This window comes from Shinella sp. WSD5-1 (assembly GCF_963942435.1).
Classification (GTDB): domain Bacteria; phylum Pseudomonadota; class Alphaproteobacteria; order Rhizobiales; family Rhizobiaceae; genus Shinella; species Shinella yambaruensis.
Genome location: NZ_OZ012596.1, coordinates 3,293,201 through 3,308,005 on the forward strand (window position 1 = coordinate 3,293,201; position 14,805 = coordinate 3,308,005).

A 14,805-nucleotide genomic window follows, 5' to 3' on the forward strand; every position below is an offset into this window, starting at 1 on the left:
GGCTGAATGGAGCGTGAATGCGGCGTTCATGTGCCGCAAATCGGGCACGGCGGTCAGGTCTTAGGCCCGTCCTCCGCCGGCTTGCGGCGCCGGCCCGCCGCCGGCCGGCGATTCTCCCGGGTCGCCTGGTCGAGCAGCCTGGTGATGAGATCGGCCCCTTCCGGCGAGATCTTGATCGGCACTTCCGCCGCCGCCGGCGCGCCGATGGCGATGCCTTCGGCCCGGAACCGTTCGAGGGCGGCGGCCCGCAGATCGGACTTCACGCCCGTGCCGTTGAGGATATCCGCAAGAAAGGCCCGGATCTCGAAATCCAGTGTCGCCGAGGAGAATGCCTGGAAGACCACCGTGGGCTCGGGATTGCGCAGCAGCCCCTGCTGCCCGCGCACGACCTCGGTGAGGATCTCCTGGACCCTGCGCGGATCGTTGCTGGCATGCACGCTGATCGCCATGTCGATGCGGCCGAGCTTGTTGCGATGCGTCCAGTTGCCGACCTGCCCGTTGATCAGCACCGAATTCGGCACGATCACCGTCTGGCGCTGGAAGGTCTCGATCTCGGTGGCGCGCACGGAGATGCGGCGCACGAAGCCCTCGGTCGTGCCGGCCACCACCCAGTCCCCCACCTTGAACGGCCGCTCGGCGAGCAGGATGAGGCCCGAGACGAAGTTCGAGACGATGTTCTGCAGGCCGAAACCGATACCGAGCGAGAGGGCACCGGCAACGAGCGCGAGGCTGGACAGGTTGATGCCCGCCGCCGATATGCCGACAAGCCCGGCCAGCGCCACGCCGGCATAGCCGACGGCGGTGCGGACGGAATTGCGCACGCCGGCATCGACCTGGCTGCGCGCCAGGACATTGCCGTCCACCCATTTCTGGAACCAGCGGGTGATGAGGAGGCCGGCGACGAAGAGCAGGATGCCCGCGAAGATGCCGATCAGCGAGATGGTGATGCTGCCGATGCGGATTTCCGTGAAGATGCGGTAGGCCCAGGATTCGATGTCGGCGACCTGGAAGCCCCATTGCAGCAGGACGAGCGGCACGAAGAAGACGAAGATCAGCAGATAGATGCTGAGCCCGGCGGCGAGCCCCACCTGATCGAGCGTCACCTGGCCCAGGCCGAAGCGCTCCTCCAGCCGCTTGCCGACCGCCGTTTCGGCAAAGGCATTGGGCGCCGAGACGGCGCGGCCGGAGAGGAAGCCGATATACATGGTCACCACGATCGCGCCCGTGACGACGATCTGCGTGGCGATGAAGCGGGCCATGCCGACATAGCCGAGCAGCGAGGCGAAGATGAGCCCGAGGCCGGTCAGAATCAGGAGGACGAAGATCGACCGCGGCCAGGGCCGCCCCTGCGCGTCGGGCGTTTCCCCCTGGTGCAGCACCGGCTTGATGAAGGCGGTGACGACGAGCAGCGCGCCGATGATGATCGAGGCGAAGAAGCTTTTCACCACCGTCAGCACGACCGGAGAGCCCAGCACCTCGCTGATCGTGCCGAGGAAATAGTCGGCGCCGTTGACGATGGCCATGCTGAAGATCAAGAGCCACAGAAGCTGCGCGCCGCGATCGGACACGCGAACCAGCCGCCAATGTCCGTCACCGGGCGACAGGACCGCATTGGCAAGCTGCGCCACGAAGAAGATCGCCACCATCACGCCCAGCGCGACCGAGGCGATCGGCGCGATGTCGGAGCGCAGCACGTTGAACGTATCGAGGAAGAAATAGCTCGTGCCGGCAAAGGCGCCCACGGCGATGCTCGGCAGGATCGTCGACCAGAAGGCGACGGAAAGCCGCGTGATATAGTGCGGCTTCTGCTGCTGCACGGCACGCGTGATGACGGGGGAAAACAGCCGGTAGCCGCCGGAGAGCAGCACGAGCGCGGCCACCAGCGACAGCGCGACGGCGCCCAGAAGCTGCATGCGCTTGAACTTCCAGACGAACTGCAGCCAGGCCGTCGCCGTGCGGCCGAGCGTCGCCGTCTCGTTCGTGAGCGCACCGGAGGCCTCCGTGAAAAGCGCCGTGTTGATGTCCGTGCGCTTGAGGATGGCATCGGTGAACAGCCGGCGGCGGATTTCCGTGATGCGGTTCGAAAGCTTCGTCGCCTCGATGGAAAGGTTTTCCGCCTCCCCGGTCAGCGCGTTGATTTCGTTGCGCTCTGCGGCAAGCTTCTTGCGTTCCTCCACCACGACGGCGGCTTCGGCCGGCGCGCCCTCGGCCGGCGGGTCGCCGAGTTCGGTCTGGCGCGCCTTGATCGCCTCCAGCCGCGGCCGCGTCGCGACCGAGATGGCCAGGATCGTCCGGTTCAGCGCTTCGGCCTCGATCTTCAGCTCCACGAGCCGCGCGTCGTCATCCTTGTACCGCTCCACCCGCTCGCGAATCGCGTTGAGCTGCCCGCTGGCGCGGTCGAGGTCGCTGCTCGCCTGCTCGATCTGCGTCGCGTCGATGGCGGGTGCGGCCGCGGTCTGCGCCCGGGCGGGCGCGGCCGCAAGCAGGAGAACCGCAAGAAGGACGGAGAGAAGGCGGAAGGTCGGCAACAGGCCATCCTCGTTGAACGGAAACAGACGACGCAGCACAGGCATGCGGTTGCGCACCCTTCTAGCCGCGAATGCGGCCATTTTAAACCGGCATGCCCGCGGAACTAGAAGCCGGCGCCCGGCTCGGCGAGGTAAGCCTCCTCCTCCCGAGTCGAGACGCGGCCGAGAAAGGCGTTGCGATGGGGAAAGCGGCCATACTCGGCGATGACGTCCCGGTGGCGGACGGCATAGTCGAGATACATCTCGTCGCCATGCGCCTCGAAGAGCTCGACGGAAAGATCCTGGTCCGCAAGCGCCTCGGAATGTTCGAGCGGCATGTAGAAGAAATGCCGCCGGTCATAGGAAACGGCCTTATCGGCGCCGACCTCCAGCGCAAGACGCGCCTCGCGCCGGGCGATCCAGTCGGTGGCGAAGGCCATCGGCGAGGCGCGGTACATGTTGCGGGGAAACTGGTCGAGCACGATGATGGCGGCAAGCCGGGCCTCCGGGCTTGCCCGCCACGGCGCCGTCACCGCCTGCGAGAGGGCGAAATGCGTCTCGGCGAAGGTTTCGCGCACATGCGCGTCGAGCGCCGGCGTCGATTGCCACCAGTCCTTGGCCGTCAGCGTCTCGCACCAGAAGCCGACGACCTCCTGCGGTGTCCTGATCCTGCTCTCGCTCATGCCATCCGTCTCCATTCGTCTTGGCGGCAATATGGCGGTGTACGACCGGGTTGCAAGGGGCGGCGTTAGCAAAGCGTTTCCCCTTTTCGTGAGCGCCGCCTTTACCCGGCGGGCGCTAGGCTGCCCGAACGCGATGAAAACGGGACAAACGATGCTGAAATTCACCGGGCTCTCCACGTCCGCCTACCGGAAGACGGGTTTCGACCTGCTCCTCGGACTGGAGGGCTCGACCCGGCGCGCCTATCTCGACACGTCGGCCGATCCGGCACCGACGATCGGCATCGGCTTCAACCTGCGCTACAATCTCGAACCCGTGCTGAAGGCGATCGCCGGCAGCGGCTGGAGCGCGGCGCTGCAGGCCAAGCTGAAGGCCGTCATCGACCAGAGCTATTCCAAAGGCGAGACCGCCCTGCTCAACAGCCGGCTCGACACGGTCATGGCCGACTGGAACGCGACGCGCGATCCCGGCGTGCCGAAGACCTTCGCCTTCTCCTCGAATGCCGAGATCCAGGCGGCGCTGACCGCGCTCTCGCCGCGCTACGAGGCGGCGATCGACACATGGCTCGCCGGCATCCCAAACTCCACCGAGCGCGCCGTGCTGTTCAGCATGGCCTACAACGCGCCCTCTTTGCTCGGGCCGAAGCTGAAGGCCGCGATCCTTGCCGGCGACCGGGCGGAGGCCTGGTACGAGATCCGCTACAATTCCAACGGCGGCGGCCATGCCGGCATCGCCAACCGGCGTTACGTCGAGGCCGAGCAATTCAAGCTCTTCGCGAGGGAAGGCACGGCGACGACGGCAGAAGCGCTCGATGCCGGCCGCATGTATGCCGCCCATCGGGATAAGATCCTCTCCTATGAAAGCCGCTTCGACGCCGATGCCGCCGGCCGCATCAAAGGGTTTTCCGGCATCGATTCAATCTTCGGGGAATATGCCCCCGCCATTGCCCGGCTGAAGGCGGCCCACGGCATCGGCAAGGGCATGGCGCTGGAGGAGCTGCAGGTCGCCTCCGCGTCCCTCCGCAATCTCTCGGGTGACGGCACGGCGCATGATTCGACCGCCAACGACGCCGATCTCCTCGTCGGGTCCTCGCACGCCAATACGCTTTCCGGCGGCCGCGGCCATGACGCGCTTCTGGGCCTTGCCGGCAACGACAGGCTCCAAGGCGGCGCAGGCAACGACTGGCTGAACGGCGGGGCGGGTGCCGACCGGCTGACGGGCGGGGCCGGCGCCGACACCTTCGTTTTCCGCAGCGCCGCCGAAATCGGCCTTGCGGCGCGCGACCGCATCACGGATTTCGAACCCGGCCGCGACCGCATCGACCTTTCCGCCATCGATGCCAACGGCCCCGAGGCCGGCCACAGCTTCACCCTTCTTGCGCGGGGAAAGGCCTTCACGGGCGATGCCGGCGAATTGCGCTGGTACACGGCGACGGCGAACGGCAAGGCCGTCACCATCGTGGAAGGCGACATCGACGGCGACAAGGCCGCCGATTTTCGCCTCGACCTCGACGGCAAGCTGGCGCTCGGCAAAGGCGACTTCCTGCTCTAGTTTCGCCGGAATCGCTGCCGGCCACCCGCCCTCCTCCGTCAAACGCCGCATCGCGGCCGCCCCGCAGGCCCTTGGCGCGGCGGGCGGCGCATTGTCGCGGACCAATGGATACAAGGCCACATATCGGCATGGCCAGCCTGTTCCCCAGGGAACAGCGCGATGCGGACGGTTCAATAGAACAGCGGTTCACCCCGCCGATTGCATGGATCCCCGGCCGCCGGCGGCATGACCATAACGCCCAACCTGCACAGTTCATTCGATGACGAACGAAATTCTGACCATGGGTCTGTTGCTGTGCGCAGGGCACTGGCTGGCCGACTATCCCCTGCAATCGGACTTCCTGGTGAAGGCGAAGGTCGAGGGGCCGCTGCGGGCCTATCACCTTGTCGCCCATGCCGGCATCCACGGCGCCGTGGTGCTGCTGGTGACGGGAAGCGCCCTGCTCGGCCTTGCCGAATGGGTCCTGCACGTCCTGATCGACGAAGCGAAGATCCGGGGAAAGATCAGCTTCGCACAGGACCAGGCCCTCCACCTCCTGTGCAAGCTCGGCTGGCTGGTCGCAAGCGTCGCCCTGATGACACCGTGACGTTCCCGCGTGTTCAGGCCTGCTTCTTGAGGCCCGCGTCGCGGACGATCTCGGCGATCGTGGCGAACTGTGCGGAAAGCGGGTTGCTCTTGCGCCAGACCATGCCGATCGTCCGCGTCGGCCGGGGTTCGGCCAGCGCCGATATGCAGACCGAAGCGGACCGGGTTTCCGTATCCACCGCCATCTGCGGAATGAGCGTCACGCCGATGCCCGCCCCGACCATCTGCACCAGCGTCGAGAGCGAGCTTCCCTCCATCAGGTCGCGCACCGACGCGGCCCCGATATTGCAGACCGAGAGGGCCTGGTCGCGGAAGCAGTGGCCCTCCTCCAGCAGCAGCAGGCGCATTTCATGCAGCCTGTCGGAACTCGGCACCGGCTTTCCGGCGTCCTCCAGAGGCCGCACCAGCACGAATTCCTCGTCGAAGAGCGCGATCTCCTTGAGGGCCGGCTCCGAAATCGGCAGCGCGACGATGGCGGCGTCGAGCTTTGCCTCCGTCAGGTCCTCGATCAGCCGCTGCGTGATCGCCTCGCGCGGCCGCGGATCGATGCCGGGATAGAAGCGCGCCAGCGCCTTGATGATGTCCGGCAGGAGATAGGGCGCGACCGTCGGGATGACGCCGAGGCGGAGGCGGCCGGCGATCGGCCCGTGCGCCGCCCGCCCGAGATCCTCCAGCTCGTCGACCGAGCGCAGGATCGCCCGCGTCCGCTCGGCGAATTCCTCGCCAAGCCCCGTCAGCCGGATGCGCCGCCCGCCCCGCTCGACGAGCGGCACGCCCACCAGGTCCTCCAGCTCGCGGATCTGCACGGAGAGCGCCGGCTGGGAAATCGCGCAGCTCTCCGCCGCCCGGCCGAAATGGCCGATGCGGGCAAGCGCCTCGAAATAGCGCAGATGTTTCATGGTCAGGCCATTCATAACCTGAGCATATCGGAGCCTTTAGTTTTTACAATTGGAGTTTATGACTGGCCTTTGCTACGCCTTGGCAACCCGGAAGACGCTTCACCGCGGCGCCGACCCAAGAGGCGCGCCTGCAAGTTCCCTTCCGGTGTCCTGTCGAATCAAGAAAATCCGTTGGAGGACCAAATGGATACGAAGACGACGACGACCGGCAAGTGTCCGGTCATGCACGGCGGCGCCACCGCCCTCAACAATTCCGTCATGGAATGGTGGCCCAACGCGCTCAACCTCGACATCCTGCACCAGCACGACACGAAGACCAATCCGCTGGACAAGGGCTTCAACTACCGCGAAGAACTCAAGACACTGGACGTGGAGGCGCTGAAGGCCGACCTGCGCGCCCTGATGACGGACAGCCAGGACTGGTGGCCGGCCGACTGGGGCAGCTATGTCGGCATGATGGCACGCGTCACCTGGCATGCCGCCGGCTCCTATCGCGCCGCGGATGGCCGCGGCGGCGCCAATACGGGCAACCAGCGTTTTGCCCCGCTCAATTCCTGGCCGGACAACGTCAACACCGACAAGGGCCGCCGCCTGCTCTGGCCGATCAAGAAGAAATACGGCAACAAGATCTCCTGGGCCGACCTGATCGCGCTCGCCGGCACCATCGCCTATGACGTCGCGGGCCTGAAGACCTTCGGCTTCGCCTTCGGCCGCGAAGACATCTGGGCGCCGGAAAAGGACGTCTACTGGGGTGACGAAAAGCAGTGGCTCGCCCCGAGCGACGGCCGCTATGGCGACGTCTCCAAGCCGGAAACGCTGGAAAACCCGCTCGCCGCCGTGCAGATGGGCCTCATCTACGTCAATCCGGAAGGCGTCAACGGCAAGTCCGACCCGCTGGCGACGGCCGCGCAGATGCGCGAGACCTTCGCCCGCATGGGCATGGACGACGAGGAAACCGTCGCGCTGACGGCCGGCGGCCACACGATCGGCAAGTCGCACGGCAATGGCAGCGCGGGCGATCTCAGCCCGGATCCGGAAGCCGCCGGCCCGGAATTCCAGGGTCTTGGCTGGATGAACACGAAGGGCCGCGGCATCGGCCGCAACACGGTCGTCTCGGGCATCGAAGGCGCGTGGACCTCCGAGCCGACGAAGTGGGACAACGGCTTCTTCGAGATGCTGTTCAAGCATGAATGGACGCTGACCCACAGCCCGGCCGGCGCATCCCAGTGGGCGCCGATCGTCATTGCCGAGGAAGACAAGCCGGTCGACGTGGAGGATCCCTCGATCCGCACCATCCCGATGATGACCGACGCGGACATGGCGCTCAAGGTGGACCCGATCTACCGCGAGATCTCGCTGCGCTTCAAGAACGACTTCGCCGCGTTCTCCGATGCCTTCGCCCGCGCCTGGTTCAAGCTGACCCATCGCGACATGGGCCCGAAGTCGCGTTACTTCGGCCCGGACGTTCCGGCGGAAGACCTCGTCTGGCAGGATCCGATCCCGGCCGGCCGCACGGACTATGACGTCGCCGCCGTCAAGGCGAAGATCGCCGCCTCCGGCCTGTCGGCCGCGGACCTCGTCGCCACCGCCTGGGACAGCGCCCGCACCTTCCGCGGTTCCGACTTCCGTGGCGGCGCGAACGGCGCGCGCATCCGCCTTGCCCCGCAGAAGGACTGGGAAGGCAACGAGCCGGCGCGTCTCGGCCGGGTGCTTGCCGCCCTGGAGCCGATCGCGGCCGCCTCGGGCGCAAGCCTTGCCGACGTCATCGTGCTCGCCGGCAACTGGGGTGTCGAGCAGGCGGCGAAGGCCGCGGGCTTCGACGTCATGGTCCCCTTCGCACCGGGCCGCGGCGATGCGACGGCCGAGCAGACCGATGTGGACGGCTTCGCCCCGCTGGAACCGCTGGCCGACGGTTTCCGCAACTGGCAGAAGAAGGACTATGTGGTGAGCCCGGAAGAGCTGCTGCTCGACCGCGCCCAGCTCATGGGCCTGACGGCACCGGAAATGACGGCGCTCGTCGGCGGCCTGCGCGTGATCGGCACGAACCATGCCGGCACCGCCCATGGCGTCTTCACCGACCGCGTCGGCGCGCTGACGACCGACTTCTTCGTCACGCTCACGGACATGGCCTATTCGTGGATCCCGACGGGCAACAACCTCTACGAGATCCGCGACCGCAAGACGGGTGCCGCCAAGTACACGGCGACGCGCGTCGACCTCGTCTTCGGCTCGAACTCGATCCTGCGCGCCTATGCGGAGGTCTATGCCCAGGACGACAGCAAGGAAAAGTTCGTCAAGGACTTCGTCGCCGCCTGGGTCAAGGTCATGAACGCCGACCGTTTCGATCTGGCTGCCTGACCGGCAGGCCATCCCGTCGGCCGGGATGCCACACGCACACTTCCCCCGCCTGGGCGGGGGAAGGCTTCAGCAGGAATGCAAGGCCGCAAGGCCTGAGCAGTTCCGGCAAAAAAGGCGAAAAAGCCGAAACGCCCTACGACGGATTTGCCGGACTCTTCGGCTGCGCGTCTCCCGACTTCGGCTTGCGGCCCTCCGGTGCCTTTCCGGCGCGCTCGCGCGCATGCGCCTCGGGGCCGGCAACGATCACGCCGGGCTTCTTCTCGTCCCGGCGCTTGTCTTCCTTCGACTTCGAAACCTGAGACTTCTTGTCCATGGCAGCCTGTTCTCCATTGAAAGATGAGAGACGAACGATTCTGCCGGACGCTGGTTCCCTGAGTTTCTTCGCTAGAGTCGCCAGGCGGACGTGATCGTCACGGACATGGTGTCACCCGGCATCGGCCTTTCGCGGCTGAAGGCCCGGAGGGTCTGGCCGTCGGCCAGGTCCAGCGTCACGCTGTAGCGCTCCCCCTCATAGAGCGATGAGCGCACACGCGCAGCGACCCCTTCGCCGCCCAGCCTGACATCCTCCGGCCGGACCAGGACGTCGGCCAGAACCCCGCCGTCAGGCGCGAATGCGCCCAGCAGCACGCAAATCGCATCCCAGTCGAGTTTTCGCGGCATTGCGGCGGGCACGGCGAGCGAAAGGATGGCGCCGCGGCCGATCAGGCTACCGACAAGCCGCCCCTCGGGGCGCGCATAGATCTCCTGCGGCGGCGCGACCTGCAGCAGCTCGCCCCGGGACATGACCGCGATGTCGGTGGCGAGCGCCATGGCCTCGCTCTGGTCATGCGTGACATAAACCATCGTCGCGCCGGAGCGGATATGGAACTCGCGGAAGGTCTCCTCCATCTCCTGGCGCAGATGCCGGTCGAGATTGGCGAGCGGTTCGTCGAGCAGCACGACATCCGGCTGGGTAACGAGGCAGCGCGCGAGCGCGACACGCTGGCGCTGGCCGCCGGAAAGCTCCGCGGGGCGACGGTCGGCGAGATCGGCAAGGCGCACCGTATCGAGTGCCTCGACAATCCGGCGGCGATAGACCTCCTTCGAAACGCCGCGCACCTTCAGCGGATAGCCGACATTGTCGGCCACGCTCATATGCGGCCACAGCGCATAGGACTGGAACACCATCGCCATGTTGCGCCGTTCGGGCGGCAGCGACTGGGCGGGATCGGCCAGGAGCCGCTCGCCGAGGAAGATCGCGCCGTCGCTCGGCGCCTCGAAGCCGGCGATCATCCGCAGCACGGTCGTCTTGCCGCAGCCGGACGGACCGAGCAGCGCAAGGAAGCCGCCCTCCCGCACGTCGAGCGAGACACGCTTCACCGCCGGCTGGCCGGTGCCGAAGTCCTTGCTGACATTGTTGAGGATCAGCTTCGCCACGGCACCGCCCCCTTCGGCAGGTGCTTCGCCATCGCTTCGAGCAGCAGCATCATGACGACGACCATGAGGACCACGAGCACGGAAAGCGCGGAGGCAAGATCGGAGCCGCCACTGTCGTCGAGATTGTAGATCACGACGCCGAGCGTCTGCGTGCCCGCGGACCAGAGCAGCGCCGAAACTGTCAGCTCGTTGCAGGCGATGAGGAACACGAGGATGACGGAAGCGCCCGCGGCGGGCGCGACGAGGGGTACCAGGATATCCTTGAGGCGCGTGAAGAAGCCGGCGCCGGCAAGGCGCGCCGCCTCCTCCAGCGCCGGGTCGAGCTGGCGGTAGGCGCTGACGACGGGCTTCAGGCTGACCGCGAAGAAGCTCGCGAAATAGGCGACGAGGATGATCCAGATCGTGCCATAGAGCGTCACGTTGAAGACCGGCAGCGGGGCCGCGAAGACGAGGATGAACGCCACGGCGACGACGATGCCGGGGAGCGCATAGGGGATCTCGATGAGGCTCGCCACGATGCGCGCGGCCGCATCCCGCCGGCGCGTCAGCATATAGCCCGCAAGCACCGACAGGACGAGCAGGCCGATGGCGGTGACGGCGGCGAGGAACAGGGAGTTGGCGAAGGCGGTCCGGGTGATCGCCTGCCGCAGCAGCACCTCCTCGAAGGCGTGGAAGGACAGGGTCTTAACTGTCAGCGGCACGCCATAGGCCGGCACCAGCGCGCCCGCGAGCAGCGCGAGGAAGGGCGCGACCAGCATGAAGAAGAGCAGGATCACCAGCACGGGCAGGAAGACGAACCGCCACCGGCCGACGGGAAGGCATGCCGCCGCGCCGGACTGGCCGAGAATGCGGTAGTCCCGGCCGCCGAGCGCGCGCTCCTGCACGGCAAGCCCCGCCACCGAGATCAGCGCGATGACGCCGGAAAGCAGCGCGACCTCGCCGAAGGTGCGATCCGTGAAGGCCGCGAACTTGGTGAAGACGAGGGTCGAAAGGGTGTAGATCGACGCCGGAATGCCGAGGATCGCCGGGATGCCGAAATTGCCGATGCAGGAGACGAAGGCGATGGTGGCGCCCGCGATCATGCCCGGCAGGGCGAGCGGCAGGACGATGTCCCGGAACGTGCGCAGGGCCGAGGCGCCGGAAAGGCGCGCCGCCTCCATCCCGTCGCGGGGCACGTTCATCAGCCCCGCCCTGAGGGCGAGATAGACGAGCGGCGCATGCTGCACGCCGTAGAGCAGCGCGATCCCCCCGACCGAATAGAGCGGCTGCGGCGAGCCGAGGGGCGGCGCGATGTGCAGCGCCTTCAGGAGCGGGCTCGATGGCCCGGACATCTGTACCCAGGCGAGTGCCGTCACCTGCGGCGGGATCATCATCGGCAGCACGAAGAGAAAGCCCAGCGTCCCCCGGCCCGGCATGTCGGTCAAGGTCAGCAGGAAGGCGAAGAGCGAACCGATCGCCAGCGAGATGAGGGTGCCGACGATGGCGGTGACGAGCGTGAAATAGGTCGCCGACCAGAGCGCGCGATCGGTGAGCACCGCGAAAGCGCCGCCATCGGCAAACGCGGCGATGCCGGTCGCCGCCAGCCGCATGAGGGGCAGCACGCTGAGAAGGACGACCACGCTTGCGATAAGCGGAAACAGCCAGATGGGCTGGCTGCTTCCCGGGCGAACATATCCGTACATGAAGGTGGCGGTGTGCCTCAGTTCGAGCCGAAATAGCCGGAGAACGTCTTCAGGTCCGCGTCGGTGTTCTTCAGCGCCTCAGCCGCATCGAGCGGCAGCACGCGGATCGTCTCGCGCGCCGGGAAACCGTCCGGCATGGCGATGCCGTTGCGGGCCGGGATGTAGCCGAGCTTGACGAAGCCTTCCTGGCCCTCGACCGAAAGAACGTAGTCGACGAATTTCTTGGCCGCCTCGGCATTCTTTGAGGATGCAAGGATACCGACAGGCTCGGTGACGGCGGAAACGCCTTCGGCCGGGAAGACGAACGCGACCGGCGCGCCCTTCGCCTTTTCGCGGATCGGCATGTAGTCGACGACCATCCCATAGGCCTTCTCGCCCGAGGCGACGGCCTTCAGCACCGCGCCGTTGCCGCCCGCCGCCGTGGCGCCGTTTTCGGCGAGCGCCTTGTAGTAGTCCCAGCCGAGGCCGTCGACGGAGGCCAGCGTCTGGGCGTGGATGAGGGCGGCGCCCGAGGTCAGCGGGCTCGGCATGGTGGCAAGGCCCTTGGCCTCCGGCTTTGCGAGGTCCTGCCAGCGCGCCGGCTTCATCGCCGCCGCGGTATTATAGACGATGCCGGTGGTGATCAGCTTGGTCGAATAGTAGTGGCCGTCCTTGTCGTAGAGGCTGGCATCGTAGTTGCCGGCTTCCGGCGAGAGATAGGCGAGCAGCTTGCCGTCCTGCTTCAGGCGCTCGAGCGTGACGGTGTCGGCGATCAGCAGCACGTCGGCAACCGGATTGCCGGCCGCGATCTCTGCCTGGAGCTTGGCCATGATCTTCGGCGTGCCGTCGCGCACCCAGTCCACCTTGATGTCGGGATGGGCGGCCATGAAGCCGTCGACGGTCGCCTGCGCGTCCTCGTTCGGCTGGCTGGTATAGAGCACGAGATTTGCGGCAGAAGCCGGCAGGACAACGAAGCTGGCGGCGAGGAGAGCGGCGGCGGAGACAAGGGTTTTCATGGGAGCATCCTTCCGGGAACGTCATCGCTCCCTACGCCCGTCGCTTGACACCCATGTGACAGCCTTTGCAGTGCCCCGCCAGGCCCGCGCCGCGATCGGGTGCCGGTCGTGAAACCCGCATCGAACCGAAAGTCCCCTGTTGACTGACGCCGGCAGCTCTGGACGAAAGCCATTCGATCCCGCTTTAACGGCGTGACGCGAAATTTTCTCCCGGACCGTAACGCACCGATCGGAAAACGATGCCAATCCATGAACTTGCGGCGCTCGGCGCCGCGACCTGCTGGGCCCTGACCGGATTGATCTCGGCCGGCCCCGCGGGCCATCTCGGCGCACCGGCCTTCAACCGGGCACGCCAGGTCTTCGTCACCGGTCTGCTGGCGCTCTACGTGCTGTTCACCGGCGTCTGGCGGGAGCTGGACATGGCGAGCGCCGGGCCGCTGCTCCTGTCCGGGCTGATCGGCATCTTCCTCGGCGACACGCTGCTCTTCGAAACGCTCAACCGTCTCGGCCCGCGCCGCTCCGGCATCCTCTTCGCCCTGAACGCGCCGATTGCCGCCCTGCTCGGGTGGCTGGTGCTGGGCGAGACCCTGTCGAGCCTCGCGGTGGCAGGCATCCTGCTGACGGCCTTCGGCGTGCTGCTGGCCATTGTCTTCGGCAAGCGCCGGGCGCAGATGCACCAATGGGAGGCGATCAAGGGGCCGCTTTCGGTCGGCGTGCTGCTGGGCATCGGCGCGGCGACGGGCCAGGCCATCGGCTCCATCCTCGCCAGGCCGGTCATGGCGACCGGCATCGATCCCTTCCTCGCCTCGCTGCTGCGCGTCGGCACCGCCGCCTTCTGCCTCAGCATCCTGCTCCAGCTGCCGATCCCCTCCGTGAAGCCGAGGGGGCCGCTGACGCTGAAGGTCGCGGCGATGACCGCGCTGACCGGCATCCTCGCGCTGGCCATCGGCATGACGCTGCTGCTGTTCGCTCTTTCCGGCGGAAAGGTCGGCATCGTCTCGACGCTCTCCGCCACCTCGCCGGTGATGATCCTGCCCATGCTCTGGCTGAGGACCGGCGAGCGGCCTGCCGGCGGCGCCTGGGCCGGCGCGGCCCTCGTTGTCATCGGCATGGGGCTGATCTTCATGTGAAACGCGCGGAACGCACGGCGGCGTCCCGCGGGCACATCGCAAGCCGGCTCAGCGGCCGTCCTTCGCCTTGAGGCCGGCGGCCGCGATAAGCTCCGTGAGCGTCCGCCGCAGCATCTCGTAGGGCGCGGTGGTTTCGATGGCCTTGTGATACAGGATCCCCGCATCGAAGCTCCAGATTTCGCGCGTCGTCTCCACCTGGCGAATGCCGATATCGCGGAAGCTCCCGAACAGCGGCGCGGCAAGGCAGGCGAGAAAGTCGCCGCTGCGCACCAGCTCGACGACCGCCATGAGGGAACTCGATTCGACCGCGATCCGCGGCGGGCCTATTCCCAGCGACTTCAGGAAGGCGCTCAGGCGCTCGATGGCGTCCGTATCGGCCTGGTAGAGGACCCATTGGAACCGGGACAGATTGTTGAGGTCGAGGGGCGAGCGCTCGAAGATCGGATGGGCATCCCGCGCGAAGATCCCGCTCTGGATGGTGATGAGCGGCCGAAAGCCGATATGGTCCGGAAGCGCCGACAGGTCATGCGGGCTGGCCGAGACCACGAGGTCGAGCTCGCCGGCGAAGAGCTTGGGGTGAATGACGGTGTTGACTCCGACATCGAGGGTCGTGCGGACATCGGGGAAGCGCTGGTGCAGCCGCGTCAGCGCCTTGGGCAGCAGCGTACCGCCCCAGAACGGCCCCCCGCCGATCCTGAGGTGCCCCCGGTGCCCGCTGCGCATCGCTTCCAGCTCGGACGAGGCAAAGCGGCATTCCGTATCGATCATCTGCGCATAACGCAGCAGCGTCTGCCCATAGATGGTGAGGGTGACGCCGCGCGTATGCCTGTCGAACAGCGTTATCCCGCACTCCTCCTCGAGCCGCCGGATGTTCCGCGTCAAGGCCGGCTGGCTAAGCCCCATCTTCTCGGCAGCGGCCGTCACATTGCCCTCCCTCGCAACGGTCAGGAACGATCGCAGCAAGCCGATATTGCGCAGCAGGTCCATAACTCCTCCGTATG

General features: G+C 66.9%; 12 protein-coding genes. 4 read left to right on the forward strand and 8 right to left on the reverse strand.

Annotated elements, in window-relative coordinates:
• Window positions 1–53: 53 nt before the first annotated feature.
• Together AABQ55_RS16250 and AABQ55_RS16255 are read right to left on the reverse strand one after the other, a co-directional pair.
• Complete coding sequence (locus AABQ55_RS16250) at window positions 54–2,573, reverse strand: mechanosensitive ion channel domain-containing protein (RefSeq protein WP_272805735.1); 2,520 nt, start codon at window positions 2,571–2,573, stop codon at window positions 54–56.
• A 59-nt stretch (window positions 2,574–2,632) separates the two neighbouring features.
• Window positions 2,633–3,190 (reverse strand): DUF924 family protein, encoded by a 558-nt coding sequence (locus tag AABQ55_RS16255; RefSeq protein WP_272805736.1) that lies wholly within the window; start codon window positions 3,188–3,190, stop codon window positions 2,633–2,635.
• A gap of 151 nt (window positions 3,191–3,341) precedes the next feature.
• Here AABQ55_RS16255 and AABQ55_RS16260 point away from each other — a divergent pair, with 151 nt between their 5' ends.
• Window positions 3,342–4,739, forward strand: coding sequence for a M10 family metallopeptidase C-terminal domain-containing protein (locus tag AABQ55_RS16260; protein WP_272805737.1), 1,398 nt, complete (start codon window positions 3,342–3,344; stop codon window positions 4,737–4,739).
• Window positions 4,740–4,998: 259 nt separating this feature from the next.
• A complete protein-coding gene (locus tag AABQ55_RS16265; protein ID WP_272805738.1) occupies window positions 4,999–5,325 on the forward strand; it encodes a DUF3307 domain-containing protein in 327 nt (108 codons plus the stop codon).
• A 13-nt stretch (window positions 5,326–5,338) separates the two neighbouring features.
• Here the strand turns inward: AABQ55_RS16265 and AABQ55_RS16270 are convergent, their stop codons facing one another.
• On the reverse strand, window positions 5,339–6,238 hold the full coding sequence (locus AABQ55_RS16270; RefSeq protein WP_244769486.1) for a hydrogen peroxide-inducible genes activator: 900 nt from the start codon (window positions 6,236–6,238) through the stop codon (window positions 5,339–5,341).
• Window positions 6,239–6,406: 168 nt separating this feature from the next.
• Here AABQ55_RS16270 and katG point away from each other — a divergent pair, with 168 nt between their 5' ends.
• Window positions 6,407–8,581, forward strand: coding sequence for a catalase/peroxidase HPI (gene katG / locus AABQ55_RS16275; RefSeq protein WP_272805739.1), 2,175 nt, complete (start codon window positions 6,407–6,409; stop codon window positions 8,579–8,581).
• Between the two features lie 133 nt (window positions 8,582–8,714).
• On the opposite strand, the gene AABQ55_RS16280 is transcribed toward katG, so the two are convergent.
• The 4 genes from AABQ55_RS16280 to AABQ55_RS16295 all read right to left on the reverse strand — a co-directional run bounded on the left by AABQ55_RS16280 (window position 8,715) and on the right by AABQ55_RS16295 (window position 12,674).
• The gene (locus AABQ55_RS16280) at window positions 8,715–8,894 is read right to left on the reverse strand and encodes a hypothetical protein (protein WP_272805740.1); all 180 of its coding nucleotides are present in this window, start codon (window positions 8,892–8,894) and stop codon (window positions 8,715–8,717) included.
• 71 nt (window positions 8,895–8,965) lie between these two features.
• Window positions 8,966–9,997: an ABC transporter ATP-binding protein gene (locus AABQ55_RS16285; protein WP_272805741.1), complete on the reverse strand. Its 1,032-nt coding sequence runs from the start codon at window positions 9,995–9,997 to the stop codon at window positions 8,966–8,968.
• Window positions 9,985–11,679: an ABC transporter permease gene (locus AABQ55_RS16290; RefSeq protein ID WP_272805742.1), complete on the reverse strand. Its 1,695-nt coding sequence runs from the start codon at window positions 11,677–11,679 to the stop codon at window positions 9,985–9,987. The genes AABQ55_RS16285 and AABQ55_RS16290 overlap by 13 nt, the downstream gene beginning before the upstream one ends.
• A 17-nt stretch (window positions 11,680–11,696) precedes the next feature.
• The gene (locus tag AABQ55_RS16295) at window positions 11,697–12,674 is read right to left on the reverse strand and encodes an ABC transporter substrate-binding protein (protein WP_272805743.1); all 978 of its coding nucleotides are present in this window, start codon (window positions 12,672–12,674) and stop codon (window positions 11,697–11,699) included.
• Between the two features lie 239 nt (window positions 12,675–12,913).
• Between AABQ55_RS16295 and AABQ55_RS16300 the strand changes: the two genes are divergently transcribed.
• Window positions 12,914–13,804, forward strand: coding sequence for a DMT family transporter (locus AABQ55_RS16300; RefSeq protein ID WP_272805744.1), 891 nt, complete (start codon window positions 12,914–12,916; stop codon window positions 13,802–13,804).
• Window positions 13,805–13,852: 48 nt separating this feature from the next.
• On the opposite strand, the gene AABQ55_RS16305 is transcribed toward AABQ55_RS16300, so the two are convergent.
• Window positions 13,853–14,791 carry a LysR family transcriptional regulator gene (locus AABQ55_RS16305; protein ID WP_244769480.1) on the reverse strand — a complete coding sequence of 313 codons (939 nt, stop codon included), beginning with the start codon at window positions 14,789–14,791 and terminating at the stop codon, window positions 13,853–13,855.
• Between the last annotated feature and the right edge of the window lie 14 nt (window positions 14,792–14,805).

Bases quoted from the DNA above. Each gene is read 5' to 3' on its own strand.
- AABQ55_RS16250 (WP_272805735.1), bottom strand. From the start codon at position 2,573: ATGCCTGTGCTGCGTCGTCTGTTTCCGTTCAACGAGGATGGCCTGTTG.
- AABQ55_RS16255 (WP_272805736.1), bottom strand. From the start codon at position 3,190: ATGAGCGAGAGCAGGATCAGGACACCGCAGGAGGTCGTCGGCTTCTGG.
- AABQ55_RS16260 (WP_272805737.1), top strand. From the start codon at position 3,342: ATGCTGAAATTCACCGGGCTCTCCACGTCCGCCTACCGGAAGACGGGT.
- AABQ55_RS16265 (WP_272805738.1), top strand. From the start codon at position 4,999: ATGACGAACGAAATTCTGACCATGGGTCTGTTGCTGTGCGCAGGGCAC.
- AABQ55_RS16270 (WP_244769486.1), bottom strand. From the start codon at position 6,238: ATGAATGGCCTGACCATGAAACATCTGCGCTATTTCGAGGCGCTTGCC.
- katG (WP_272805739.1), top strand. From the start codon at position 6,407: ATGGATACGAAGACGACGACGACCGGCAAGTGTCCGGTCATGCACGGC.
- AABQ55_RS16280 (WP_272805740.1), bottom strand. From the start codon at position 8,894: ATGGACAAGAAGTCTCAGGTTTCGAAGTCGAAGGAAGACAAGCGCCGG.
- AABQ55_RS16290 (WP_272805742.1), bottom strand. From the start codon at position 11,679: ATGTACGGATATGTTCGCCCGGGAAGCAGCCAGCCCATCTGGCTGTTT.
- AABQ55_RS16295 (WP_272805743.1), bottom strand. From the start codon at position 12,674: ATGAAAACCCTTGTCTCCGCCGCCGCTCTCCTCGCCGCCAGCTTCGTT.
- AABQ55_RS16300 (WP_272805744.1), top strand. From the start codon at position 12,914: ATGCCAATCCATGAACTTGCGGCGCTCGGCGCCGCGACCTGCTGGGCC.
- AABQ55_RS16305 (WP_244769480.1), bottom strand. From the start codon at position 14,791: ATGGACCTGCTGCGCAATATCGGCTTGCTGCGATCGTTCCTGACCGTT.